Annotated in this window: 16 protein-coding genes and 1 tRNA gene; 5 read left to right on the forward strand and 12 right to left on the reverse strand. The window is 46.0% G+C overall.

The genetic code is table 11. From position 1 onward, the window contains the following. Positions 1-42: 42 nt before the first annotated feature. The 6 genes from FJR71_RS06635 to FJR71_RS06660 all read right to left on the reverse strand — a co-directional run bounded on the left by FJR71_RS06635 (position 43) and on the right by FJR71_RS06660 (position 14,678). Positions 43-447, reverse strand: a complete 405-nt coding sequence (locus FJR71_RS06635) for a DUF4430 domain-containing protein (RefSeq protein WP_061564464.1) — start codon at positions 445-447, stop codon at positions 43-45. Continuing rightward, positions 428-916 (reverse strand): ECF transporter S component, encoded by a 489-nt coding sequence (locus FJR71_RS06640; RefSeq protein ID WP_140814374.1) that lies wholly within the window; start codon positions 914-916, stop codon positions 428-430. Before FJR71_RS06640 ends, FJR71_RS06635 begins: the two co-directional genes overlap by 20 nt. An 11-nt stretch (positions 917-927) precedes the next feature. Continuing rightward, a complete protein-coding gene (locus tag FJR71_RS06645; protein WP_048690751.1) occupies positions 928-3,357 on the reverse strand; it encodes an ATP-dependent Clp protease ATP-binding subunit in 2,430 nt (809 codons plus the stop codon). Positions 3,358-3,364: 7 nt separating this feature from the next. After that, positions 3,365-3,823: a CtsR family transcriptional regulator gene (locus FJR71_RS06650; RefSeq protein ID WP_048690753.1), complete on the reverse strand. Its 459-nt coding sequence runs from the start codon at positions 3,821-3,823 to the stop codon at positions 3,365-3,367. Between the two features lie 231 nt (positions 3,824-4,054). Continuing rightward, positions 4,055-7,744 carry an alpha-L-fucosidase gene (locus FJR71_RS06655; protein ID WP_140814375.1) on the reverse strand — a complete coding sequence of 1,230 codons (3,690 nt, stop codon included), beginning with the start codon at positions 7,742-7,744 and terminating at the stop codon, positions 4,055-4,057. Between the two features lie 103 nt (positions 7,745-7,847). Continuing rightward, positions 7,848-14,678 carry an Ig-like domain-containing protein gene (locus FJR71_RS06660; RefSeq protein ID WP_140814376.1) on the reverse strand — a complete coding sequence of 2,277 codons (6,831 nt, stop codon included), beginning with the start codon at positions 14,676-14,678 and terminating at the stop codon, positions 7,848-7,850. 271 nt (positions 14,679-14,949) lie between these two features. Between FJR71_RS06660 and FJR71_RS06665 the strand changes: the two genes are divergently transcribed. Next, positions 14,950-15,420, forward strand: a complete 471-nt coding sequence (locus tag FJR71_RS06665) for a COG2426 family protein (protein ID WP_140814377.1) — start codon at positions 14,950-14,952, stop codon at positions 15,418-15,420. A gap of 129 nt (positions 15,421-15,549) precedes the next feature. Here FJR71_RS06665 and tsf read toward each other — a convergent pair whose 3' ends face one another. Together tsf and rpsB are read right to left on the reverse strand one after the other, a co-directional pair. Continuing rightward, positions 15,550-16,590, reverse strand: a complete 1,041-nt coding sequence (gene tsf / locus FJR71_RS06670; protein ID WP_048690763.1) for a translation elongation factor Ts — start codon at positions 16,588-16,590, stop codon at positions 15,550-15,552. 76 nt (positions 16,591-16,666) lie between these two features. Further along, positions 16,667-17,449, reverse strand: coding sequence for a 30S ribosomal protein S2 (rpsB, locus tag FJR71_RS06675; RefSeq protein ID WP_042507486.1), 783 nt, complete (start codon positions 17,447-17,449; stop codon positions 16,667-16,669). Positions 17,450-17,762: 313 nt separating this feature from the next. On the opposite strand from rpsB, the gene FJR71_RS06680 reads away from it, so the two are divergent. Continuing rightward, positions 17,763-17,833, forward strand: a tRNA-Cys gene (locus FJR71_RS06680). A 121-nt stretch (positions 17,834-17,954) separates the two neighbouring features. After that, positions 17,955-18,674 (forward strand): hypothetical protein, encoded by a 720-nt coding sequence (locus tag FJR71_RS06685; protein ID WP_048690765.1) that lies wholly within the window; start codon positions 17,955-17,957, stop codon positions 18,672-18,674. An 88-nt stretch (positions 18,675-18,762) separates the two neighbouring features. On the opposite strand, the gene nusG is transcribed toward FJR71_RS06685, so the two are convergent. The 3 genes from nusG to rpmG all read right to left on the reverse strand — a co-directional run bounded on the left by nusG (position 18,763) and on the right by rpmG (position 19,822). Continuing rightward, a complete protein-coding gene (gene nusG, locus FJR71_RS06690; RefSeq protein WP_006595435.1) occupies positions 18,763-19,299 on the reverse strand; it encodes a transcription termination/antitermination protein NusG in 537 nt (178 codons plus the stop codon). A gap of 184 nt (positions 19,300-19,483) precedes the next feature. Further along, the gene (gene secE / locus FJR71_RS06695) at positions 19,484-19,660 is read right to left on the reverse strand and encodes a preprotein translocase subunit SecE (protein WP_006595434.1); all 177 of its coding nucleotides are present in this window, start codon (positions 19,658-19,660) and stop codon (positions 19,484-19,486) included. Positions 19,661-19,669: 9 nt separating this feature from the next. Beyond that, positions 19,670-19,822 (reverse strand): 50S ribosomal protein L33, encoded by a 153-nt coding sequence (rpmG, locus tag FJR71_RS06700; RefSeq protein WP_006595433.1) that lies wholly within the window; start codon positions 19,820-19,822, stop codon positions 19,670-19,672. 125 nt (positions 19,823-19,947) lie between these two features. Between rpmG and ypfJ the strand changes: the two genes are divergently transcribed. Then, positions 19,948-20,868 carry a KPN_02809 family neutral zinc metallopeptidase gene (ypfJ, locus tag FJR71_RS06705; RefSeq protein ID WP_125329277.1) on the forward strand — a complete coding sequence of 307 codons (921 nt, stop codon included), beginning with the start codon at positions 19,948-19,950 and terminating at the stop codon, positions 20,866-20,868. Between the two features lie 506 nt (positions 20,869-21,374). Here the strand turns inward: ypfJ and pbp2a are convergent. After that, entirely contained in the window at positions 21,375-23,606 is a 2,232-nt protein-coding gene (gene pbp2a / locus FJR71_RS06710) for a penicillin-binding protein PBP2A (RefSeq protein ID WP_140814378.1), read from the reverse strand. 183 nt (positions 23,607-23,789) lie between these two features. Here pbp2a and FJR71_RS06715 point away from each other — a divergent pair, with 183 nt between their 5' ends. Next, positions 23,790-24,665, forward strand: a complete 876-nt coding sequence (locus FJR71_RS06715; protein WP_172605105.1) for an RluA family pseudouridine synthase — start codon at positions 23,790-23,792, stop codon at positions 24,663-24,665. Positions 24,666-25,001: the final 336 nt, after the last annotated feature.

Consider the following 25,001-nt stretch of genomic DNA (forward strand, 5'->3'; position numbering starts at 1 on the left):
AGTGAACAAATGGAGCCCTACTCCAACCATTCACTCTCTTTCTTATTGATAAACTTCTTGATAAAATTCGATGGTATCTCCATCTTGGACAGTTGTTTCTGCTGCCCCTTTTGGTGCCATCTCTCCATTGATTTTGTACATCCAATAGAGTCCCTTGCTTTCATCCTGGGCTACGCCATCGATTGAGGTGATGAGGCCACTCTTTTCCTCAATCTTGTAGTTAGCTTTCAGGACTTCCATCAGGTTGGCTTTTTCAGCAACCTTCAAGGTCTTGCTTTGAGCTTCTTGCCCTTCAGGGGCGATACTGACCGTAATGGTAATTTGTTTTTCTTTCGCTACTTGTGAGCTAGAAGCTGAGCTTTCCGTAGTCGATGGTGTACTTTGTCCGCAACTGACCAATACAAGAGCTGCTAGGACAGCAAAGAAACTATAAAGTGTTTTTTTCATAATACAATCTCCTAAATACTACATAAAGTAGAGGGTAAAAACAGGCGGTGGAAAGGGCGTGGGCCAGGTTAAAGCTAAAGCCATTCACCAGGGCATAGGTCCACCAGGGCATGTGGTAGAGAACAGCATAAAGACTGTCAATCACTATCCCGTAGAGAAAGGATAAGATGCCGACCACCAGGGTTTGAACTTGCAAAGACAAGTGGCGGTAAAGCCCCCGCCAAATAGTCAAGAGGAGGCCAAAGGCCAGTATCTGAGCGAGCACCACTGGGCTCATCCCCAAGAGAAAAGCCGAGGTAAACATGGTGACCGCCATCACCAAACAGGCAAATTGCCAGTCTTCAAATAGCACCAGTAAAAAGAAAATGGCACTAATGGGTTGGACATTAGGCAAGAAGGCAAAGGCTTGTCTCAGCACCACACAGAGGGCTGCTAAGAGGGTGATTCGGGTCAAGCGTTTGAGAGGCACTGCATATCCTCCTAGTCAATCGTGAAGTTAAGCTGACCAGACTTAACACCTACCTTGAGGGTTTGCCCTTCGGCCACTTCTCCTCTCAAGAGGATCTCTGCCAAGTAGTCTTCCACCTGGGTCTGGATGGTCCGGCGCAAAGGACGTGCTCCCATCTCTGGATCATATCCGTGAGTCGCCAGCCATTTAAGGGCAGACGCTTGGAATTTCAGAGTAATGCCTTTCTCTGCTAGAGATTGAACCAATGGTTTCACCATAATCTTGACAATCTCATGCATTTGATCACTGGTCAAGCTATGGAAGACAACCTTCTCATCAATCCGGTTGATAAACTCTGGTCGATAAGTCTTCTTCAACTCTTCGAAGATGCGTTTCTCCATATTGGCTTGGTCAAAGCGAATATCCTTGGCTCCAAAGCCAACTGTCTTATCATCTCGTAAAGCGGTAGCTCCCAAGTTTGAGGTCATGATAATAATGGTATTGGAGAAATCTACCTTGCGTCCCTTGCTGTCGGTCAAGACACCGTCATCCAAGACTTGCAAGAGAACGTTAAAGATATCTGGATGGGCTTTTTCCACCTCATCAAACAAGAGGACTGAATAAGATTTGTTGCGGACTTTTTCCGTCAACTCGCCCCCTTCTTCATAACCAACATAACCTGGAGGGGCACCGTTGAGACGACTGGCCGCAAATTTCTCCATGTATTCACTCATATCAAAGCGGATCAAAGCGGACTCGTCATCAAAGAGGACTTCAGCCAGCGCCTTCGCCAGCTCAGTCTTCCCGACCCCAGTGGGACCGAGGAAGAGGAAGGAGCCAATTGGCCGTTTGTGAGAACGAATTCCCGACTGATTGCGACGAATCGCTCGGCTGATACTTGAGACAGCCTGATCCTGACCGATCACGCGCTTATGAAGTTCTGCTTCCAATTCAAGGTATTTCTTAGCTGCTGTTTGGGTTAGTTTCTCCACAGGAATGCCTGACAATTGACTAAGCGTCTTCAGGATATCCTCTTCCTTAACTTCTAGCTGGTAGCCTTTTGGACTAGCATCTTCTTTTAGCAACTGAGCAACTTTTTTCCACTGCCCCTTGAGCAAGGCTTGATCGGCAGCTGTCAAGTCGGACTGAAGACCGGCTTGAGGCCCCTTGTTTTGCACGGTCGCTGCCGCCTCATCCAAGAGGTCAATGGCGGAGTCAGGCAAGAGGCGGCTGGTCAAATAACGATTGGCATAGACAACAGCTGTCTCAATAGCCGCATCCGTAATATGGACACGGTGGTGACGTTCATAGGTCTTCTTGAGCCCTTGCAAAATCGCAATGCTATCTGCAACAGAGGGTTGCTCAATCAAGACTTTAGCAAAGCGGCGTGACAGAGCGGCGTCTTTTTCAATGTGTTTTTGGTATTCTTCTTGCGTAGTGGCTCCTACGGTCCGTAGGGTCCCGCGAGCCAAGGCTGGCTTCAAGATATTGGCCGCATCCAAGGTGGAGTCAATCCCAGAGCCAGAGCCCATAATGGTATGGAGCTCATCAATGAAGAGGATGACATGGCCATCTTCTTCGATATCATTGATGATGTTGTTCATCCGCTCTTCAAAATCTCCACGGAACCGCGTCCCTGCGACAACATTCATCAAGTCCAACTCTAAGACCCGCATCTTAGCCAGCTCCGTCGGGACATCTCCGCTGGCAATCCGTTGAGCCAAGCCCAAGGCTAGAGCGGTCTTTCCGACACCGGCATCCCCGACAAGGACTGGGTTATTTTTCGTTTTGCGGCTCAAAATCTGAATCATCCGCGAGATTTCTTGACCCCGGCCAATCACCGGTTCCAAACTGCCATTGCGAGCCATTTCTGTCAGATCTCGGGTGTAGTCTTCCAAACCACCGCTGGTAGAGGCTGGCATGCCCATCATATTTCCCATGGTTTGACGATTGGGTTGCTGGGCCCGATAGAGCGAACGGATAGCTTTCACAGCTTCCTTGTCCCAACCTGCTCGTTGTTCCAAGCTCTTGCGAAGCTCGACGATTTTAATGCCCTCTTCCTGATCATCATAGCGGAAGCCGACATACTCCAATACTTGAGAAGCCAAGGTTCCCCGTTCTAATAGAAGTGCCAATAGGACATGCTCTGTTCCAAGACTTTTGGCATGGACTGCCTGGGCAATCTCTTGGGAACGTTTCATGATTTCTTCGACACGGAAAGAAAAAGGAAATACCTCATAGCGGCCATCCCGTTGGTAGACTTGACCCGTAATGTGCTCCGCCGCATCTTGAAAATCATCAATCTGCATAGGATAGTCACTTAAGACGGAACCAGCTACACTATAAGGATTATTGGCTAGGGCTACTAGGATATGCCAGGTATCTAGCGTTTGAGACTCAAAATGACCCGCTAAGATTTGAGCGGCTTCAATCGTTTCTAATAGGGCTTTTGAATAGTTCATAAGGAGATTACATTCCCTTTCTATCGACTTGTTGGATAATTTTTCGTAGGATATTGGCTCGTAAGCGATGGGCTTCACTGCCCAGAACCTCGTCTGTCGTCATCACTGACAAAAGCTCTGCCTCTCTCTTTGTAAGGAGTTTTTCTTCAAATAGCATTTGAAGGATATCGCCAAAAACAGTCTGACTGATTTGTTCTCCGATGCTTGCGCCAAGCTCTTTTAGCATCTGGTGTTGGTCTGAAAATTGGACCTTGCCAATCCGGATATAACCGCCACCTCCACGCTTGCTCTCTACGATATAGCCTCGACTTTCGGTGAAGCGGGTCTTGATCACATAATTGATTTGACTAGGAACAACTTGGAAGACATCCGCTAATTCGCTTCTCTTGAGCTCTGCGATGCCTGCTTGAGCCAGTAGCGACTTGATATAGGCCTCAATGCTATCTGATGTATTTTTACTTGCCATGATGCTCCTTTCTAACCTTTTCATTCTAGATAAGCTCTCTGCTTTTCAGAGGATCAAAAATGGTCTCACCATCCATGATGTCATTATTGACCTTATCTGACTATTATACAATTTTTACGCCTGTAAATAAAGCAAAGACTACGTCGTGATAGAATCTGAAGACCCCTTGTTGGTAGCCAGAAGGAGGCCAAAAAAGAGGGTAGCTATTGCTAACCTCTTGTAGAAGGGACTTTAGGATTTCCGACGAGCGTATTTCACTCTTCCGCCTAGGAAGCCTAAGCCGAGTAGTCCGATCCAAGCTAAGAAACTTGCCTTCTCTGATCCTGTCTGTGGCAGTTTTTCTTGGGACTGCACAGGGTCCGGAGTTACTGCTTCTACCACAGGAGAAGGAGGAGTCTCTTTCGAAGCCGTCGGTTTCAGAATTGGAGCAATTCCACTTTCTTTTTTGTCTTCTGGAGGAAGGAGCGGTTTCGTTTCTTGTGAGTCTTCACTTGGTTTTGTTGGTAGCGGCACTTCGGGAATAACAGGATCTTCTTCCACTTCCTTCGTCCCGACTTCCGTAATCTGGTCCTGGGCTTCCACTTCGACAAAGGCATCGACTTCTGTCCGAATTTCTTTGCCTCCTTCTTGTCGAACCTCGATCAATTTCAACCGGCGTCCGACCTTCCCTGCTTGAAGGATTCGGCTTTCGCCCTTGGCCAAGTCCTTGTTCTCACGCGTTTGACTCTCAAATGGAATCTCCTCCGCTTCGATGAGAAGTTCTGGCTTTTCAAGAATCAAATCCCGAACACCTTCTTCTGGGCGTATCTGCGTCAGCGGTTCATAATTGCGAGCATCTTCTAAGATGGTTTCAAGGGCTTCGACTTGATTAGCTGCAGCAACCAAATCTGGTCGCTCTTGATCCAACAACTGAGTCAAGTCCGTCAATTGTCCTTGAACCGTCGGTTTGAGGTCTGCTTTCAAGCGATCGAGAGAAGCAGCCTTGATCTTTTCTACTCCTTCTCTGATGATCTGTTGCAGCTCTTCTTGACTGAGCAACTGACTATCTTTCCCTGATAGGATAAATCGGTCTACCTGGATGGCTCTAGATGACTGAGGGTCATTAAGAGATGGATCCAGGTGCAGGCGTAGCTGGTGGTAGCCTTTTGCTAGACCTTGTAAATTGACCAAACTCTGGTCGATCTTGCGTTGGTCTCCGTAGCCACTGAAATAATGATCGCCTTCGATCTCATAATCATGGCCCCGACCTTCTTCGAAGGCCATTTCTTTTCCATCCAGGGTGACGCTGTAGAGCCCGTGACTTGGATCAACCACTCCTCGAACCTCCACACCTGTGCCCTTAAAGGTAATGATCACTTCAATGTGTTTCTTGCCTTCCTCATCGGTCACTTGGTTAAAGCTAGACCAAGATTCTGTGCCATTTGAGAAGTTTGGATTGTCTGTCTCGTGCTGCCAACCCTCACTGTAATGCAGTTTTGGATCTTGGTCATCTACTTCTTTGCGATTTTCTGGAAGCAGGTCCTCGTTCATCACTTGGACTGTCAGTTCTGGAATAAAGCCGACCAGGCTTCCCTGATCCGGATGCAGCAATTTGACCTTAAAGTCATAGACATCGGTCGCTTTTCCTGCAAAATCAAGAGTTGGAACTTGGACTGTTTTTTCCGTCTCTCCATCTGCGAACTCAAGGGTGACATTGGTATCTTTGTAGACCTTGCCATGAACCCCTGTTCCTGGTTCTGTGATCAATTTGAGACTGGCACTTCCTTTAGAGCCACCTTTTCTCTTGACGACGACTTGCGCTGGGTCGCCTTTCTTAACAGCTAGGATTGGCTGAGCAAACTCAAAGAGACCCTTTTCTTGGTTATTGAGGGCATAAATCCCTTCCGTTGCGATCGCATCTCCCTTGCTATTGACCAAGGTCAAGGTGTGGGATCCTGCTGCCAAGTCCGGTGTTTCATAGACCTTTTGGCTACGTTTGCGGCTTGGGCTTTGGGTATTGACGGTCGCTAGTTTTTGGCCATCGACATAGACATCCATTTCCCCATGACCAGGGTCGACAGTTGCGACCACATAGGCCTTGGTGCCTTCAAACTGATAGGTCACCGAAGCTCCTTTTTCCTTGGTCCACATAGAGGTGCCTCGGACGCCTTCTCCCTCTTCATTCCATTGGCTATTGGCCCGGTCAGCTGTCCGGTCAGAATGATAAGTCAAACCAAGTGGATAGCCATCGGTTTCTTCAATACTGGCTGGCGTCTTATAGACAGAGACTCCGTTCAAGATTGGAGTAGCTTGGGCATCGGTGATGGACACCCGGATATAGCGGCTATCAACAGGTTGTCCTTTGATCAAACGGCGGTATCCTACGGTTGAACCAGCTCCAAAAGGAACCCATTGGCCATTCACAGCCACATCGATGGTGAAGCCAGAAATCCGTTGGCCTTTCTCGATGGTTTCCTTGAGCTCGACCACATCAAAGTGTTGCTCTTTTCCAAGATCGAGCACAAAAGAGCCGGTCTTGGCATCATCTGCAGGTGCCCAACTGGTCTTTTCATCGCCATCTGTCAAATGGCTGGCTGAATAATGAGCATTGCGTCGTGTCGAGTCAGCTTCGACCAAAGCTCCTGCCGCATAGTCCACACTGTAGAGTTGGTCCAAAGTCTGGCGGAATTCTTTCAAACGGGCTACATCGGCATCCGCAAATTTCCCATCTTGATTGGGTGGAATATTGAGCAAAAGCGGGGTTCCACGGCCGACCGATTTGAAGTAAATGTCCATCAATTCGCGCAAGGACTTAGGCTCTTGGTTGTCATGGTAGAACCAGCCGGAGCGAATAGAAACATCCGCTTCTCCCACTGAGTATTGCTTCCCTTCCGGATCCCCGTGATTGAGGTAACTATTGGATGGATTGTTGCGGATCTTATCCGGATTGACCTTATGCCAAACTGGATCTCCAGCAATTCCCTTTTCATTTCCGATCCAACGAACATTGGTGGGCTCAGCCGAGAAGATGGCAATGTCCCCTTGGGCCTTACGAATAGCATCAAACCACTTGTCGAAGGTATAGGTGACTTTTTGAGCCCCATCGCCCCGCGCTCCATCCATCCAGACTTCTACGAACTTGCCCTTGTTTCCATATTTTGGATCTTCAAGGATTTCTTTGAGCTGGTTGAGATAGTACTCGTTGTATTGGTCCTCTGTATCCACATGGTAGAGCGGGCTGTGAGCATCCCAAGGCGAGAGGTAGACCCCCATATCCATGTCATACTTGCTGGCAGAAGCAGAAACCTCGGCTAGGATATCGCCTTTCCCTTCCTTCCAACCGCTTTTAGCAATGGTATGGTCGGTGTATTTAGAAGGGTACAAGAGGAAGCCATCGTGGTGCTTGACGACCATGATGGTTCGTTTGAAGCCAGCATCCTTGAGTGTTTTGATCCACTGATCGGTATCCAGATGCTCTGGATAGAAATAATAAGGGTCTTCTTGCCCATCTCCCCACTCACGATCGTAGTAAGTATTCATCCCAAAGTGGATGAAAGCTGCTAGTTCTTCGCGGTGGTATTGCATCTGAGCCTTGCTTGGAAGTGGTCCATAATCCGCAATCTCAGGCTCCTCATCTAGAGAAGGGGCTGGTTGGCTTGCTTCTGTCCCTTGGCTAACTGCACGATTTTCTTTCTCACTCGTTACGAGCGAGGAATGTTCTGATTCTTCTTGGTGCTCGTTCACAGTTTTCTCCTCCTTTCCTTGTTCTCCTGCATTTCTCGTTTCAACCCGTTCTTCACGTGGTTCACTATTCTCAGCTTGTTCCTCTGCGTAGCTGGTAGTGACTCCTAAAAAACAAGTCGCTACGACTACCGAGCAGACGCCTACTGAGAGCTTGCGAATGCCAAATCGATTTCTCTTATCAAATAATCTTTTTCCCATATTCCATTCCTTTATGTCATCAGGTAAAGAGGGTGGGGCTTCCCCATCCTCTTTCTGTTACCTGTGAACTTTTCACCGTATAGTTGCTGGCTTATCCAGCTTTTTACTTGGCCTTATCGGCTCTTTTTTTCTGATCATCCAGCACAGCACCGGCAAGACCTGCTGCTAAGAGACCTGCCACAAGGCTTGCGACGCTTTCTTCCGTTCCTGTATTTGGTAATCTACCTTCGGAAACTGGAGCAGCTGAAACTGCTGGTGTTTGAGCTGTTTTCTCGACTTCCTTCCCTACTGCATCTGTCCCTTCCTGACGCACTGCTTTGACCTCAAGAGATGCTTGAGGAGTTGGGGTAGCTACTGGTCCTTCTGAGCCATGAGGATATTCTGGGTTCGGAAGCGGTTGTGGCTCTGGCCGTGGTTGCGGTTGTGGCTCTGGTTGTGGCTGAGGTTCTGGCTGTGGCTCTGGTTGTGGAGTGTCTGGAAGTACTTCTTTCGTGCCCACCTCTGTGATTTCTGCCACTGGATCTAGCTCTACAAAGGCATCCAGTTGCTTCCGGCTTTCCACACCATTTTCTTGAGAGACTTCCACCAAGCGCAATTTGCGGCCTTTTTGACCTTCTTGAACCACACGTTTCTCACCTTTTGGAAGATCCGCATTTGGACGTTCTAAGCGTTCAAAGTCCATCTCCTCTGCCTCAATGATGAGCTCTGACTTCGTATGGACCAAATTCTTCACACCATCTTCAGGAATAGCGGTTCCTGTAGGTGCTTTTGCGGATAGAGAAAGTTGATATACTTTTTCGAGCTTGCCATCTTCTGAGACAACCTTGACAAGAACCGGAGCATTGGCACTTTTAGCATCCACGACCGTAACGGCTGTTCCATTCTTGCCTTGTGCTGAAACGATTGGACGGTCTCCCTCATACTCTAGATGATAATCTGTCACATCTGGTTTAAAGCCTTCTAGGTCTTTGCCATTCACTTGGATGGTGACATCAGTTGTTGCCTGAGCCTCTTCTGTTGGGGCATAGGCACTCAATTCAATGATTCCGATACCTTTTAGATGTTCATCGCGGACCATTCTTAAACGGATGGCTTTGGTTCTGGTTTCATTGAAGCTGAGGTTAGAGATATAACCAGGCTCAAAGGCATAATCCAAGCTATACGGGATTTCTTCCCAGTTAGAGGCCTGGTTAAATGGATGATCTGGAAGATTTTTCAAATTGCCGTAATCATCTGGGACATCAAAGTATGGACCAATATAGCGTTCAAGAACAGTTTTCGTTGGCAGACCGGTTTCCTGATCTGCAAAGAAGTCGACCGCTACTTTATTGACCAAACGCTCTGTTACTCGACCATTTTTCTTAAAGATGAGACCAGCAAACACTTCGGTTTGATCCGGTTCTCTCTTCCAGTTGGTCCAACGGTAGTACTCGTTGTAGCCACCATCATTGATGTAATCGATATAGTCGATTTGATTTGGATCGAGATCGTTGGTTTCACTAGCAAATGCTCTGGTATCCTCTGCATTGTAGTCACGGTTCACAGAGAGGATTTCTCCTGTCTTTTCTGACACCCGGACGGTCAGCTGAGCTGTCAGATCATAACCGAGAACCTTTCCTTCTAACGTAAAGATGCCTTCATGAGAAAGTGCATCAGCTGGGATAGCCTGCCAGTCCACCGTAAGTTCCTTGCGTTCGTAACCTGTGTCCCCTTTGAAGTAGACACCTACTGTAGATGGTAGAACCAGATCTTGACCGACTTTCACAAAACGTCTGCCTGCTTCTACTGCTACTGGGGCAGCTTGTTTCAGTTTTTCTGCATCACTTGTGAGATGGAGGCGGTATTCTTGTAAGATAGTACCATCTTCCGCTTTATGGACGACACGGATTGGCTCACCTTCATGGACGCTTGGCACAACCGTTGCAAGACCGTGATGGCTAGCTGTCGCTTCCACTTGTGGATAAGCCCGATCACGCGCATCGATGTAGTAATCGGTCACACTTGGATTAACTCCTGGTAAAACCTCACCGTTGACACGAATGGTCACCTGGCTCTTTTCTTCTGCCGCAACCTTATTGGCAAATACCTGAATCTCTGAAATAGAGCTTCCACGTTTGCCTTCTGGTGTCTTCATGCGAATCCGAACGGCATAGGTGTCGACTTTATCAAAACTGAAATGATTCATCTTGCCAGCTGCTACCGGTTCTTCAACGGTTAGGTTGCTGACTTCTTTCCAGTTGGCTGGATTGTTAAATGGATGGTCTGTTTCGTCTTTGACGCGATTTGGATTGCTTGGAACAGTTGGGATTTGCTCCCCTACATAGTACTCAATCACGTATTCACTTGGAGCTCCAACGCCGTGGTCTTCATGGAAACCAACATGGAGGTTGTCCACTGCTCGCTTGGTCAAGATACCAGAATCTCCAAACAAGATACCAACCGAATCTTCCGCATTGTCACGGCCCCAGTTGGTCCAACGGTTGGCTGGAGCATCGGTAAAGGAGATGACCTTGTCATTGACCTTAACAACTGGATCCGCATCGTTAGAGTCACTTGCAAAGGCGAGTGGCAAGACAGATCCTGTCCATTGCTCTGCTACATTGGCTCCTTTGACTGTGGTGCTAGAAACACGAATATGAAGACGGGTTGGAAGGTTGGTTCCTTCTACACGGCCGGAGAGGACAACTTCTCCTTCTTGGGCCAAGAGTTGCGGATCGACCGCATCCCAGGCCACCTTGGCAGTATAGGTCTTGCCATTGGAGTGATAGGTCCGTACGCTTTCTGGAAGGGCTGGTTTTTCACCTACTGGAGTGGTAGTGCTGACTTCTTCTACAGCGATAATGCCTTCAACTGTGACTTGGGCTTGGGCTTCTTTTTCCACACCTTCTACATGACCTGTGATTGTAAAGCTATGGTAATCCTTGACTTGATCTGCTGTCACGGCATCCCAGGTCACACGTTTTTCTTTCGGGAATCCCTTGTCATACTCGACCAAGACTGTCTCTGGAAGAGCTGGCAAAACATTTCGATCCGTACTAATCCGTACAGGACGCACCTTGACAACCGTCTTTTCTTCAGGATTTGGCGTGATGGTAAAGGTGACTTCTCCCGTTTGTCCTTGGAAGCTAGCTTCTAAATGAACCAATCCTGCTTCCCGTAGTTCCAAACCTTTCTTGCTTGCGACCGCTTTTCCTTGGCTACCAGCTCTTGTCTTCACATCGATTTGATCTGCTTTGAGACTTGCCTGGCTACCATCTTGGTAATGGGCAATGACTTCAAGTGGTACCGTTTGGTCTTCCTTGAGTTCCTGTCCTTCTGGCAGACGCAATTCTAGGCGCTGGATCTGTGGACTTTCTTCTTGGAATTGGATAGCATAGGTCTGGACAGCTCCCGTATCCTGAGCAATCACAAAGATTTGAGCTTTCAAACCATTTTCACGGCTAGCTTGTAGGACCGTCACTTGGGCATTTTCTGCACTTGCTGTGACTTGACCATGCTCTTGCCCATAAGTCAATGGGCGGAAAATAGTATGGTTGCCACTACCAAATTTTGGAAGGGCTACTCCATCTAGTTGCACGGTTGGTTTCTTAGCCTTGCTGACTGTTCCACCTGCAACCACTAGAGTCGCTTGGACGGTTTCCCCATTGCCTAGGTGTCCTGTCGCTTTCAAACGAGCACCTGGTGTGGACAACTGATCTTCTTGACCAGCTTCCAAGGTCCATTGATCAACTTCATAGCCAACTGTCCGGCCATCTGTGAAGACCAATTGCACAGTCTTATCCACTGTCGCTAGATCTGCTCCCTGTGGGATTTGTTTGATAACTGGAAGGACTTGCTCCACACCGATCACATCGACCAGAGCTTCGACCGTCCGTCCTTGAACATGACCTGTCACACGGACTTGGCCAGCACGACTATAGTCTGCTGCATCCCATTCAACGGCTTCTTCTTGGGCCTTGCCATCACTATAGACTACATTGACCTTACTTGGCAAGGTTGGCTTTTCTCCTAGATAAGCACTTTGTCGAACAGGTTCCACACCTAATACAGTGCGTTCTGCTTGGTCCTTCTTACCTGTAAAGAGGCTGACTTGGTCTGACTGCAAGCGGTCTGAGTCTGCGTGCAGGGTAAAGGCACCTGCTTGCTCAGTCGATTTGACAATGACAACCCCTTTGCCGTTAAAGGCCCGACGTTGCCATGAGCCATCTTCCTGCGCTTTGTAGCGTTCCCGGCTAGCTTGTTCCCCGTTGTCGACACCGACAATTTGGCCTTGGCCATGCAAATGGAAATGCACCAAGTTATTGGCAGTTGGTACGACACGGCCTGCTTCATCGACAATCTCATAGGTAATATAAGTCAAATCCTTGCCGTCTGCCGCAATGGCGTGTTCTTCTTTCAATAGACGAACACCGGCTGGCTTTCCAGCTGTTTCGATCTGATCGCGGGCAATCACTTCTCCTGCTTCGTTGCGGGCAATAGCTTCCACCTTACCTGGCACATAAGGAACCAACCATTCTAGATAGAGTTCATCCGGATTTGCCCCTTCTTGGTAGGTCCGGTCATCTGCTGTGGTCTTCTTGGTAAAGGTCTTGACTCCTTGTGATTCCCCATTGACAATCAATTCCACACTGTGGGCATTGGAGAAGGCACGAACAGGAATCCGACCTTCTTCATCCATGACACGATTGGCTAATTCTGGATTGTCCCAGTTCCAATGTGGTAAGAGATGGACCATTGGATGTTTCTCAGCCGATACCCATTGACTTTGGTAAAGGTAAAAATCATTCTTTGGAAGTCCGGCAGTATCGACAATACCGAAATAAGAACTTTTCACAGGTGTGTCATTTTGGTTGTGCCATGGGGTTGGCTCGCCGATATAGTCCGTACCTGTCCAGATAAATTGTCCTGCATAGCCGGCATGATCGCGGTCAAAGGTCCAAGAGGCTGTCGCTGTCCGACCCCAACCAACCCGGTCATTTCCATAGTCTGATTGTTCATAATGGCGGTCTTCTTGGTTGCTTCCGACCCACTCTCTTTCAGGATGGTAGTAAGAGCCCCGAGTCCGCGTTGCAGAAGAGGTTTCAGAACCATAAATGAGCCAGTTTGGATGTTTAGCGCGTAGGCTTTCATAGTTGGCCTCTGAGTAGTTAAATCCAACCGCATCGAGCTCTGCCGCTACCTTTTCATGCCCTCCTGATCCATCACCAAAGCGGAATTTATCAGCTCCCATGGTGACATAGCGAGTTGCATCCACTTCCTTGATGGTCTTGACCAGACGACGAACGGTTGCGACAGACTTATCAGATCCATCTGCTTCACCGACTTCGTTACCGATTGACCACATCACAATAGAAGGATTGTTCTTGCCTCGCTCTACCATGGTCCGAAGGTCATAGTCAGACCACTTATCCCCTTTTCGAGCTTCTGGATGCGTTGCATCCTTTTCAAAGAATCGACCGTAATCGTATTGTTTCTTGCCACCATACCAGGTATCAAAGGCTTCTTCTTGGACCATCAAGCCCAACTCGGCCGCAATTTGCAGGGTTTGTTCACTCGCTGGGTTGTGGGTCGTCCGGATGGCATTGACCCCCATGTCCTTCATCTGTTTGAGACGGCGGTATTCAGCCTTGTAATTTTCCTCAGCTCCGAGGGCCCCATGGTCATGGTGAAGGGAAACACCGTGGAATTTCGTAGCCGCTCCGTTAAGGAAGAAGCCCCCTTCTGGTGTCCAGTTGAGATAGCGATAACCAAAACGTTCCTTTTGCACATCGACCAATTGCGAATCCCGATAAACCCGTGTATACAGAGTATAAAGAGCTGGGTTATTGGTTTTGACATCCCAGAGGGTTGGTTTTTCAACACGAAGGGTATGAGACAGGTTGATCTCTTGACCAGCCAAAACGGATTGCACTTCACTGCGCACCTTTTCACTGACCACTTGACCATTTTGATCGACGATTTCGTATTCCGCATACACACTGTGGGCTTGATCATCTTGGTTGACAATACGACTCTTCACAAGAGTATCGACTGCCCCATTCTGTTGTTCTTCTAACTTTGGACTAGTGATGGTGGTCCCATACTTAGCTACATGGACCTTATCCGTCACACTGAGTTTGACATCACGATAAATCCCACTTCCAGAATACCAACGACTACTTGGCTGTTGGTTGACCACATGAACCGCGATGGTGTTTTCACTTCCATCCGAATTCAAATAAGGGGTAATATCATAAGAAAAGGCATTGTAGCCATTTGGATAATGACCCACGAATTGTCCGTTTACATAGACTTTGGAATCCATGTAAACTCCACCAAATTCCAAGCGAACTTTCTTATCTAGATCTTTATCATCCAAACGGAAGGTCTTGCGATACCAAGCATCCCCACCGTTTAATTGTCCCCCTTCATTTTGAGCCGGAGAATTGTGATCGAAGTCAAAGAAGATTGACCAATCATGTGGCAAATCTAATTTTTTCCAGTTTTTGACATCCACCTGGCGACCTTCTGCACCAGGAGCTGCATTTAACTTGAAATACCAGTCCTTGTTAAAATCTCGTTCGCGATCTTGCACCATGTCCTCCGCTACTTGTTTTTGATCCTTCGCAGCCTCTTCAATAGCCCCAGCAGAACGTTCACTTGTTTGAGGTTCCACCTGTGGCTTTTCGATTTCGCTCTCATTTCTTTCAGGAGTAATCACAGCAGGTGCCTCTACGGTTGTTGAAGCTTTATCACTTGTCCCAACTTCTCCATTCGTCACCTCTGACGCTTCCCTTGTGGCTGTCATCTCCTCTTCTGTTACAGCTCTTCCTTCTTCTTCAGCTAAGACAGATGGAGCTCCAAAAAAAGATACACCGATTAATACAGAACAAGCTCCAACCGCGAGCTTGCGAATACTAAATACACTGCACTTTTCAAAAAAAGACTTTCCCATATTTAACCTCCATTTAAACAATTAATATAGTAAGCGCTTTCAATACTTTTGAAAATTGTACCGAATCTCACATTATAACTATACCAAATAATAAAGGTTAAACAAGGGATGTAATGGACAGTCTTTAGTTTGATCAAAAAGAACTATAATTTGTAGAGAATAGATAATATTCTTCGTTTTTTAATTCTGAAATACTAGATTTTTAACTTGAATAGTTGTGAATTTATATAAGATAAGGTAGAATGGAAAGGATGAATTGAAAGGATAACACATGAACTACATTATTACTTTTTTAATCGCCATGATTCCTCTGGTAGAACTTCGTGGAGCCGTTCCCTACGCCATATCTAGTGGAATTCCTCTTTGGCAAGCTCTCCTGATTGGGGTCATTGGCAACATGCTTCCTGTCCCTATTATCTTCTTTTTCGCTCTCCATATCCTGGAATGGGGGAAAGATAAGCCTGTTATCGGGAATTTCTTTACCTGGTGTCTCAACAAAGGCCATCGTGGAGGACAAAAACTAGAAGAAGCTGCAGGGGATAAGGGAATCTTTTGGGCCCTACTCCTATTCGTCGGTATTCCCTTACCAGGAACTGGAGCCTGGACTGGAACCCTCGCCGCCTCTATTCTAGACTGGGACTTCAAACGGAGCGTCCTTGCTGTTATGCTGGGAGTTGTCCTAGCAGGTCTCATCATGGGCTCTCTCTCGCTCCTCTTTGGACTAGATACCTTTGCGCATTAATCACAAAAAGGACTGAAACAGCTGTTTCAGTCCTTTTAGAATATAGACAAACTATTTTTTATAAAAAATAGCTAGATGACTTTATCTTGCAAAAAAGAGGTTTCCATCGAAACCTCTTATTTTTTATTCTTAGTTGTTAAGAGCTGCTGCCATTGTAGCTGCAACTTCTGCTTCAAAGTCATTTGAAGCTTTCTCAATACCTTCACCAACTTCAAAGCGAACGAATTCAGCAACTGAAGCATTTACTGATTCAAGGTAAGCTTCCACTGTCTTGCTGTCATCCATGATGTAAACTTGTGCAAGAAGAGTGTAGGCTTGGTCAACTTTCGTGTTGTCCAAGAAGAAGCGATCCATTTTACCTGGAATGATTTTATCCCAGATTTTTTCTGGTTTGCCTTCTGCTGCCAATTCTGCTTTGATATCTTCTTCAGCTTGAGCAACCACTTCGTCAGTCAATTGAGCTTTAGAACCATACTTCAAGTGTGGAAGAGCTGGTTTACCAACCATTGCACGGCTTTCGTTGTCTTGGTCGATCACGTGGTTCAATTGTGCCAACTCATCTTTCACGAATTGCTCATCCAATTCTTTGTATGAAAGAACAGTTGGTTTCATTGCAGCGATGTGCATTGAGACTTGTTTAGCAAGTGCTTCGTCTCCACCTTCGACAACAGAGATAACACCGATACGTCCACCGTTGTGTTGGTATGCACCGAAGTGTTGTGCGTCTGTTTTTTCAAGCAAAGCAAAACGACGGAATGAGATTTTTTCTCCGATTGTAGCAGTTGCAGATACGTATGCTGCTTCAAGAGTTTCACCTGAAGGCATTGTCAAAGCAAGAGCTTCTTCGTTGTTAGCTGGTTTACCTTCAGCGATGACTTTCGCTGTTGCGTTTACCAACTCAACGAATTGAGCGTTTTTCGCAACGAAGTCAGTTTCAGCATTTACTTCAACTACTGCTGCAACGTTACCGTTCACATAAACACCAGTCAAACCTTCAGCGGCAACACGGTCAGCTTTCTTAGCTGCCTTAGCCATACCTTTTTCGCGAAGCAATTCGATTGCTTTTTCGATGTCACCTTCAACCTCAACCAAGGCTTTCTTAGCGTCCATGACACCAGCACCAGATTTTTCACGCAACTCTTTAACAAGTTTAGCTGTAATTTCTGCCATTTTGATTCTCCTATATTTTTTTAAAAATAGGAGAGCCGGGCTAAGCCCCGCCCTCCTAGGTAATTACGATTATGAATTAAGCGTTGTCGCCTTCTACAACTTCAACGATTTCTTCGATTGAATCTGCTTGAGTTTCAGTTGCTGCCAATTCAGCTTCAACTGATGCAACTGCATCTTCACCTTGACGTCCTTCGATAACAGCATCAGCCATTTTCGCAGTGATCAATTTAACAGCGCGGATAGCATCATCGTTAGCTGGGATGATTACATCGATATCGTCTGGGTCAGTGTTTGTGTCGACCATCGCTACAACTGGGATACCCAATTTCTTAGCTTCTTTAACAGCGATTTGCTCTTTGTGTGGATCCACAACATACATTACGTCTGGGATACGAGGCATATCTTCGATACCACCCAAGAATTTTTCAAGACGAGCGCGTTGTTTGTTAAGAAGTGCAACTTCTTTCTTAGGAAGAACGTCGAAGATTCCTTCTTCTTCCATGCGTTTGATTTCTTTCAAACGAGCGATACGTTTTTGGATTGTTCCCCAGTTAGTAAGGGTTCCACCCAACCAACGGTGGTTGATGTAGTATTGACCTGAACGAACAGCTTCTTCAGCAACAGCTTCAGCAGCTTGTTTCTTAGTACCAACAAACAATACAACTGCGTCGTTTGCAGCAGCATCACGCATAAAGTCATATGCTTGGTCAGCGTATTTTACAGTTTGTTGCAAGTCGATAACGTGGATTCCGTTACGCTCAGTGAAGATGTACTTAGCCATCTTAGGGTTCCAGCGACGAGTTTGGTGACCAAAGTGTACACCAGCCTCAAGAAGTTGTTTCATTGAAATTACTGCCATGAGTAAATTCTCCTTTTTGTTTTTTCTCCTCTCCCAGACGTCAGCTTGCAACACGACCACAAGGGCAACGGTGCCACAATGGTTCCGGGATGAGTATTTATTGCTTTACGCAACTTTATCAGTATAGCAGATTTAGAAGCTTTTTGCAAGTCATTTGAGAGAAATTCCTAGACTTTCCTGCTTTTCTTCAGGTCTTTTTTCTCCTTTCTTTATGTTTTTCTACACGATTCTCATTCTTTCCCTTTCATAAGCCTTTTGTCCGAAATTTTTTCTTGACCTTATCTGATTTTTAAGATAAAATAGAATATGTTGTGGCGGTATAGCCAAGTGGTAAGGCACGGCTCTGCAAAAGCTTGATCGTCGGTTCAAATCCGTCTACCGCCTTCACAAACAAATATCAATGAGCCCAACAATGGGCTTTTTTTAATACCATCACTTGATTGGACTGCACCATCGCTCCTTTGCGAGCGATTCTGTTATCCACTCATGAAAGGAAAAGATGATTATGAAAAAAGTTACCCTATATGCTCTCAGCATCCTCTCTTTGGCCATGCTGGCTGCTTGCCAACCTGCTGCACCAGAGACTCACCAAAGAAAGCCCCTTGTTAGCAGTTCTAAAAAAACCTCTAAAAGTTCTAAGAGTTCTAGAAGTTCATATTCTAAAAAGTCAACCATCAAAAAGGATTTTTCATCAGGCTTCGATAAGGATGATTCTTATAGCTCTTCAGATTCTAACACGCGCGAGGATCCTAACTATACAATGAGCTTGATGGACCAAGGAGAGTCACTGGAAGCCATCGGTGATATCCCTGAAATGCCAAAATGGGCTGCCTTCAAAGAAATTAAAGTGGAAATCCTCGTTGGTAATGAAGCCCTTGCCCCTACTACAAAAGATGAAGCGATCAGCAAGTTAGGTCCTACTGATTCCTCTTCTGGTAATGATGGTTACTGGCATGGAGATGGCTCTGCTATCTTAATTGATTTTAATGAAAAAGGTCAAGCCACTAACAAAATTGCCACCTTGCCTAACTCTAAAAAGGTTACGAATCTCAAGGATATTCAACCTGGAATGACAGCTAAAGAAGTCATTGAAAAACACGGCCGTCCAGAAACTGTTTTCGTCTTTGGCTACGCGACTATCTTTACTTGGAAAGGTGAAGACGGGAAAGACTACTCTGTCGGTTTTGACAAAGAAACAGTCTTCCAAGTCTCTGAACCTGCATAAAAATCTCTTTTCAACAAACACAAATCCTCCAAGACCAGTGTCTTGGAGGATTTCTTTCTATCAAGGGGAAGGCCCCTTTTTTCCTCTATTACAATTCTGCGATTTGATTGAGGTTGACTTCTGCCACAGTGTCATTTCCAAACATGGTGATGATCATTTTCACCTTGTTGTTATCGATTTCTGTGATCTTACCAGTGTAATCTGCAAAGGCCCCATCGATAATGCGTACAGTATCTCCAACCTTCACATCAATGTTGAAATCTTGAACTGTTTGTCCCATCGAAATCAAGATGTTGCGGATTTCGTCTTCCAAAAGTGGAGTTGGTTTTGAACGGTTCCCGTGTGATCCAACAAATCCAGTTACGTTTGGTGTGTTCCGAACGACAAACCAAGCTTCATCGGTCATGACCATTTCGACCAAGACATAACCCGGGAAGCGATTTTCTTCGATTTCTTTTGTCTTCCCGTTCTTCTCGATTTGCACAGTTTGAGTAGGAATTTCTACACGCAAGATGTTTTCCAACATGTTATATGTTTGTGCGCGTTGAAGAAGGTTTTCCTTCACTTTGTTTTCATATCCTGAGTAGGTCTGTAGGACAAACCAGCCTTTGTCAAAACTATCCATTTTTATTTCCTTTCTTATATACCAAAAGGTGATCGTTTCATCACGATACTAAAAAAAGCCTTCTGGCTCTTGTTTTCCTAGCTCCATTATAACATAAAACCAGAGAAAGCAAAGAAGTTTCTCTTGTTTTTCTTCACCAAGGCAAGAAAAAAGCATCCACATGGGACGCAGATTTGTTTCTTTTTTAGAACATATCGATTAGCTTTAAAATACCTTTAGCCACTACTTGGTCAAACAAATAAATCAAAGCTACAAAAAAAGCGGTGTACTCTATCACTGAGATAAAATTTTTCCATCTTTCCTTGCGATTTGGCCAAGTCGTGTTTTTAAGCAAGACAAAAATATCTTTAAAAAATTTCACAACATTCTCCTATCTGGTTTCTTTATGAATTGTATATTTACTACAATGTTTACAAAACTTATTAACTTCTAGACGTTTTGGTTTTGGCGTCGCACTCAACTTGATTGAGTAGTTGCGTGACCCACAAACCGTACACGCTAGACTTGCTTTTTTTAATGCCATAACGCCTCCATTCACACTATTATAGCAAGTTTTCTACTATTTGACAAGCTCTTCCACTCTAAGGGAGCGCATTTATTTGGCTTTTCTCTATGATTTGGTACAATATAGAGGATAAATGAGAAATTATGAAAAGCGATCATCTGAAAGAAAGTAAAAACATTGAAGACCGTCGCGGACAAAGTGGCGGGAGCTACTCATCTGGCCGGTCTGGTGGGAATTTAGGGGGTGGTATTTTACAGATCCTCCTCTCGCCTGGAAGCTTTAAGAGCAAATTGATCTTGATCCTCGTTCTCATCTTTTTGAGCGGGGGCGCTGGATTGAGCGGGCTCTTTGACCAGGGGCAGACCACGCAGAACTACAACTCAGGACAAGTCACGCGCCAAAGCAATACCCAGGTGAGTGACGGAGATAGCAAATTCGTCAGTCAAGTCCTTGGAACCACTGAGGATTTCTGGGGGCAAACCTTCCAAAAAGACGGGCGGACCTATCACAAGCCCACCCTGGTTTTTTATACCGGCCAAACTCGTACTGGCTGTGGTGTAGGTCAAGCATCTGCCGGTCCCTTCTACTGTCCGACAGACCAAAAGATCTATTTGGATATCAGCTTCTACAAAGAGTTGACCACCAAATATAAGGCTAGCGGAGATTTTGCCATGGCTTATGTCATAGCTCACGAAGTCGGTCACCACATTCAAAACGAACTGGGGACTCTTCAAAGCTACCAGCAAGCCATCCGAGGAAAAAGCGAGACAGAAAAAAATGCCCTCAATGTCCGTTTGGAACTTCAAGCTGACTATTATGCGGGTATGTGGGCGCGCTATATTGAAGAGCAAGGGCTCATGGAGACGGGAGATATCGAAGAAGCGCTTAATGCTGCACACGCCGTGGGAGATGATACCCTTCAAGAACAAGCCTATGGTTATTCCGTCCCTGATAGCTTCACCCACGGGACGTCTGAACAACGCATGCGCTGGTTCAAACGGGGCTACCAATACGGCGACTTTGAACACGGAGATACCTTCAGCGTCTCCGATGAAGACTTGTAATGAAACTAAAAACAAAAGCCTTTCAGATTATCATCTGAAAGGCTTTTTTGTTACCCTATCGACAGCTGTCTGAGCATCGAAAAGTATTGAAAAAATTCTTTTCATTCAACATCTTCTCAGAAACTTTCCTTCGGTGAGTACGGACGTCAGCGAACTTCGAAGAAGTTCCATGACTTATTAAGATACAAAGGGCGTCTGCGGATAAAGTCAAAATAGGAAGTTTGACGCAGAATCTATCGATTCTAGGAGAACTTATCTTTTTGACACAATCCGCAGCCCGTGTTCAATTTGTTTTGAACCTAAAGTTTCAAAACTCCCGAGTGCTTGAAACGTAGTGTTTCAAGCACTTTTCTCACGGCGGAAAGTTTCGAGATAAAGTTGAATAATTTCATAAAATAGAAATTAACTTTTTTATTGAAGGATCTCCACGTTGTTTTATGTAAATATAGTTTGTCTACAATCTAAAAGATGGCAAGGAACCTTCCCATCTTTTAAGCATCTATTTTTTAGAATCCGAACCAACCTTTGAAAGTATCCCAGGCATTTTGTGCTTTTCCAGGAATATCTGCTTCATCGATGGCTTTTTTGGCATCGTCTACGATACCTGCAGCGCGTTCTTTGACAGTATCAAAGAAGCCCTTGTCCTCTTCTGGACTCTCTGTTTCTGTTTCTTGACCGACAGGGGCAATGCCATTTTCCTGGTAAGAATTTTCCTCATTGTCAAAGCTAGTTCCTTCTGTATAAGGAAGGACGCTATTGGCTACATTTCGGAAGATCACTGAGGCTGTCTCTGCACTAGTCCCTGTCAAATAGTGGGTTTCATCCGTCTTAGGGAAACCTAGCCACTGACTAATGACCACATCTGGCGTGTAGCCAATGACCCACTGGTCACCAGAGAGATCCGGGTTGAAGTCTGTTTCAGTCGTTCCTGTTTTACCAGCCATGGTATAACCATACGGTGCTGCGTTGACACCCGTTCCGTTGGTAAAGGTTCCCAACATCATATTGGTCATCTTCTTATTAGCTGAGCTGCTAAGCACCCGTTTTGATTTCTGACTGTGACTTTTCACCACTTGACCGCTGGCATTTTCAATCTTCGTAATGAGATGGGCATCGTTCATCACTCCGTCGTTGGCAAATGTTCCATAGGCCTGAGCCATCTGAAGAGGGTTGGTCGTCACACCAGATCCCAGAGCTACTCCGAGAGATTTGTCCACCTTGTCCATATTGAGACCAAATTTTTTCCCATAATCAAAGACAGTATTGAGCCCTAACTCATTGGCTGTCGCTACAGCTGGCAGGTTGAGAGATTCTGCCAAGGCTTGGTACATTGGAACGGTCGGACTACCTTGGATGCCACCATAGTTATCAACTGTATAACCGCCGTAGACCTTGGTCGCATTGTCCAATTCTTTATTGGTTGACCAGCCGTTGGCTACAGCTGGACTATAAACGACCAGGGGTTTAATGGTAGAACCAGGACTTCTAGCAGATTGAGTCGCATAGTTGTAGCTTCGGAAGCCAGCATCTTGGTCACTAGCCACGCGCCCGACGATCGCCCGCACTCCTCCTGTCTTAGGATCCAAGGCCACGCTACCAGATTCTGCCCGTGTACCATCTTCAGCAACAGGGAAGAGATCCACATTGTCATAGATGACCTGCATGCTGGCTTGGTAATTTTGGTCCATCTCTGTATAGATCCGGTAACCATTCTTGATGATATCTTCTTCTGTTAGACCATATTCATTGACAGCCTCGTTGATAACCGCATCGAAATAGGACGGGTAGCGATAATCTTCTGACTTGCCTTCATAGGCATCCACCAGTTGTCCATGAATGTCGACTGCGGCGGATTGATCTGCTGTAGCTTGGTCGATATAACCAGCTGCGACCATATTTTGTAGGACCGTATTGCGACGATTGGTTGCGTTCTCGACTGAATAAAGGGGGTTATAGATTTCTGGTCCCTTGAGCATGCCGGCAAGGACAGCCGACTGATCCAGAGTCAACTCACTAGCGGAGACACCGAAATACTTCTTTGAAGCATCTTCAATCCCCCAAACCCCATTTCCAAAATAGGCATTGTTGAGGTACATGGTCAAGATTTCTTTCTTACTATACTTTTTGTTAATCTCGAGGGCTAGGAAAAACTCCTTAGCCTTCCGCTCAACCGTCTGGTCCTGAGAAAGATAGGCATTTTTTGCCAACTGTTGGGTGATCGTCGATCCCCCACCTGAGCGACCGGCAGTCAAAATCGCCAGGAAGAAACGACCGTAGTTAATCCCACTATTTTTGTAGAAACTCCGGTCTTCTGTCGCAACAACTGCATTTTGCAAGTTTTCACTAATGGCATCTAACTCAACGTAGGTTCCTTTTTGCCCCGTTAGGCTTCCTGCTTGGTTCCCATCTTTATCATAGATGATCGTGGTCGCTTTGAGGGCATTTTGCAGATCTGCTACATTGGTCGTCTTGGCTATGTAGAAAAGATAACCTCCGACGACGAGACTAAAGGACAAGCCAATCAGTAGGAAGATCTTAGTCAAGTGATACTTGCGCCAAAAACGTCTGATCGGATGTTGGGAGTGAGATTTTCTCCGTGACTTGTCCGAGCGGCTATAGGTTGGAGCTTGCTCCTCCCCGTCCGTTGATAACTCAACCTCTTCCGCAATCTTCGTTGGTTTTTTTTCTCGTTGGAAATGACGAATCATTCCCTCCATTAATTCTTTTAATTTGTTCATAGTCCCTATTTTATCACCTTCCTAACGTCTAGACAAGAAAGACCCTCGCAAGAAAGGATGCTTTTAGCTTTCTTTAAGGTTCCCGTCAAGTCCACTCTATATAGGGCTTCAGCGTCTTGTTCCTCCCTTCCTCTTCCTCCTTCTCGCCTTTTCTTTCCTCTTGCTTTCTGATACAATAACACTATGCATTATACGATAACGATACCAAGCGCCTTGCCCGCTATGACGGTCAAAGAGGCCCTAGAAGATTATTTTCTCATCCCACGAAAGATTCGTCATTTTTTGCGAACCAAAAAACATGTCCAAGTCAATGGGGAGACTGTTCATTGGCAATCGATGCTTGAGGCTGGAGACAAACTGACCCTCACCTTTGATCCGGAAGATTATGAAGAAAAGGAGATCCTAGCAGGAGATGCTAGCCTGGTCCAAGTCCTCTATGAAGATGAGCATCTCATCATCGTAAACAAATCCGAAGGCATGAAAACGCACGCCAATCAACCAGATGAAATCGCCCTTCTCAACCATGTCTCTACTTATGTCGGGAAGACCTGTTATGTAGTCCATCGCTTAGACAAGGAGACTAGCGGGGCTCTTGTCTTTGCCAAGAATCCTTTTGTTTTACCCGTCCTGAATCGACTGCTAGAAGACAAGAAAATCCAACGAGACTATTGGGCCTTAATCCTAGGCAGCTTACCCAAAAAGAAGCTGGTTTATAAGGACAAATTGGGACGAGATCGCCACGATCGACGCAAACGCATTGTTGATCCTCGAAAGGGCCTCTATGCAGAAACCCATGTGACCAGCTTAAAGACTTTCAAACGCACCAGCTTGGTCAACTGCCAGCTCCAGACAGGTCGCACCCACCAGATCCGCGTCCACCTCTCTCACCATGGCCATCCGATTGTGGGAGATCCGCTCTACAACCCCGAAAGAGCTCCTCGCCTCATGCTCCATGCCCACCGCTTGCGGCTCACCCATCCCTTCACCTTAGAGAAAATTCAAGTCGAGGCTCCTTCTGCAAGTTTTGAAAAGGGATTAAAAGAGCAGACATCTCCATAGAGCCAAGCGACTGATGTTTCTAATCTAGTGGACTAGAAGAAGCTTTCAGTGTGAAGACAAAGTCATTTTAGAAAATCATCTAGCTATTCTATGTAAAAATAAAGATTGTCTACATCTAAAAGAGGCTGGGACAAAAGTCCTAGCCTCTCAATTGTCTTTGGATTATCGATCAAGACGCAGTGGTTGAGTGGGCTCTACTGCGCTGATTTCATCAGCTTTTACAACCCTACTCAACTGTGCGGAGGTGGGACGACGAAATCGAATTCTAACGAATTACCGATTTCTGTCCCACTCTCTTTTCTGTTATTTCTACATAGGTCCTAGTCCGTCGTTTCT

The sequence above is a fragment of the Streptococcus xiaochunlingii genome, from assembly GCF_006385805.1.
Classification (GTDB): Bacteria; Bacillota; Bacilli; order Lactobacillales; family Streptococcaceae; genus Streptococcus; species Streptococcus xiaochunlingii.

What these genes read in the sequence shown, in the direction of transcription:
- FJR71_RS06650 (WP_048690753.1), bottom strand. Translation starts at nt 3,823, where the DNA reads ATGGCAAGTAAAAATACATCAGATAGCATTGAGGCCTATATCAAGTCG.
- FJR71_RS06665 (WP_140814377.1), top strand. Translation starts at nt 14,950, where the DNA reads ATGAACTACATTATTACTTTTTTAATCGCCATGATTCCTCTGGTAGAA.
- FJR71_RS06715 (WP_172605105.1), top strand. Translation starts at nt 23,790, where the DNA reads ATGCATTATACGATAACGATACCAAGCGCCTTGCCCGCTATGACGGTC.
- FJR71_RS06655 (WP_140814375.1), bottom strand. Translation starts at nt 7,744, where the DNA reads ATGGGAAAAAGATTATTTGATAAGAGAAATCGATTTGGCATTCGCAAG.
- FJR71_RS06645 (WP_048690751.1), bottom strand. Translation starts at nt 3,357, where the DNA reads ATGAACTATTCAAAAGCCCTATTAGAAACGATTGAAGCCGCTCAAATC.
- rpmG (WP_006595433.1), bottom strand. Translation starts at nt 19,822, where the DNA reads ATGGCATTAAAAAAAGCAAGTCTAGCGTGTACGGTTTGTGGGTCACGC.
- tsf (WP_048690763.1), bottom strand. Translation starts at nt 16,590, where the DNA reads ATGGCAGAAATTACAGCTAAACTTGTTAAAGAGTTGCGTGAAAAATCT.
- FJR71_RS06660 (WP_140814376.1), bottom strand. Translation starts at nt 14,678, where the DNA reads ATGGGAAAGTCTTTTTTTGAAAAGTGCAGTGTATTTAGTATTCGCAAG.
- pbp2a (WP_140814378.1), bottom strand. Translation starts at nt 23,606, where the DNA reads ATGAACAAATTAAAAGAATTAATGGAGGGAATGATTCGTCATTTCCAA.
- FJR71_RS06685 (WP_048690765.1), top strand. Translation starts at nt 17,955, where the DNA reads ATGAAAAAAGTTACCCTATATGCTCTCAGCATCCTCTCTTTGGCCATG.
- nusG (WP_006595435.1), bottom strand. Translation starts at nt 19,299, where the DNA reads ATGGATAGTTTTGACAAAGGCTGGTTTGTCCTACAGACCTACTCAGGA.
- FJR71_RS06635 (WP_061564464.1), bottom strand. Translation starts at nt 447, where the DNA reads ATGAAAAAAACACTTTATAGTTTCTTTGCTGTCCTAGCAGCTCTTGTA.
- ypfJ (WP_125329277.1), top strand. Translation starts at nt 19,948, where the DNA reads ATGAAAAGCGATCATCTGAAAGAAAGTAAAAACATTGAAGACCGTCGC.
- rpsB (WP_042507486.1), bottom strand. Translation starts at nt 17,449, where the DNA reads ATGGCAGTAATTTCAATGAAACAACTTCTTGAGGCTGGTGTACACTTT.